Origin of the sequence: Pseudonocardia sp. SID8383, assembly GCF_009864975.1 — a bacterium.
GTDB classification, from domain to species: domain Bacteria; phylum Actinomycetota; class Actinomycetes; order Mycobacteriales; family Pseudonocardiaceae; genus Pseudonocardia; species Pseudonocardia alni.
The window spans coordinates 1-988 of record NZ_WWFY01000898.1; the positions used below are offsets into that span (position 1 = coordinate 1).

Consider the following 988-nt stretch of genomic DNA (forward strand, 5'->3'; position numbering starts at 1 on the left):
GGTCCGCGACGACCGCCTCGGCGCCCAGCGCCGACGCGATCAGCACCGCGGCCAGCCCGACCCCGCCCGCTCCGAGTACGAGGACCCGCTCCCCGGAGGCCAGTCCGCCGCGCCCGACGAGCGCCCGGTGCGCGGTGGCGACCCGGCAGCCGAGCAGTGCGGCGCCGGCGGCGTCGGCGTCGTCGGGGACCGGCACCAGGTTGTGGTCGGCGTGGTGCAGCGCGACGAGCTCGGCGAAGGACCCGTCGTGGGTGAACCCGGGCTGCTGCTGGTGCGGGCAGACCTGCGCGCGGCCCGCCCGGCAGTCCGGGCAGACACCGCAGCCGCAGACGAACGGCGTCGTGACCCGGTCACCGGCCCGGAACCGGGTGACCCCGGCGCCGGTCGCGACCACGTGCCCGACCAGTTCGTGGCCGGGCACGTGGGGGAGCGTCACGTCACCGTCGTGCCCGGCCCAGGCGAACCGGTCGCTGGCGCACAGCCCGGTCGCCTCCACCCGCACGACCACTCCACCCACGGGCGGGGTGGGGTCCGGCAGGTCCACGACCTCGGGCGGTGCGCCGAACGCGGTGATCCGTACTGCTCGCATGGGGCGATCCTCCCAGGCCGATAGGCTCGCCATCCGAGGGAAAGGGGTGGTGCGGTGTGTACGCCGCGATCCTGTTCGACATGGACGGCACGCTGGTCGGGTCCGACGCCGCGGTCGCCCGCTCCTGGGCCGCCTGGGCGCGCGAGTACGGCGTCGCCGGGGCCGACCTCGTCCGCGTCGCGCACGGGGTGCCCAGCGACGGCACGATCCGGTTGCTGCGCCCGGACCTGTCCGGCGCGGCACTCGACGCCGCCGCGGCCCGCCAGCTGGAGCTGCAGTACGACGACCTCGACGACGTCGACGCGCTGCCCGGGGCACACGCCCTGCTCGCCGCCCTCGACGCGGCGCGGGTCCCGTGGGCCGTCGTGACCAGCGCCGACCGGCGGCTCGCCGCCGCCC

At 77.2% G+C, this 988-nt stretch carries 2 protein-coding genes; one reads left to right on the plus strand and one right to left on the minus strand.

The window, feature by feature from the left end; all coding sequences use genetic code 11:
- Window positions 1-589, minus strand: a 589-nt coding sequence (locus GTW08_RS21570; RefSeq protein WP_161152447.1) for an alcohol dehydrogenase catalytic domain-containing protein, incomplete at its 3' end; no start/stop codon positions are given.
- Between the two features lie 56 nt (window positions 590-645).
- On the opposite strand from GTW08_RS21570, the gene GTW08_RS21575 reads away from it, so the two are divergent.
- Window positions 646-988 (plus strand): HAD hydrolase-like protein (locus tag GTW08_RS21575; RefSeq protein ID WP_202417505.1); only part of this gene is annotated, 343 nt, incomplete at its 3' end.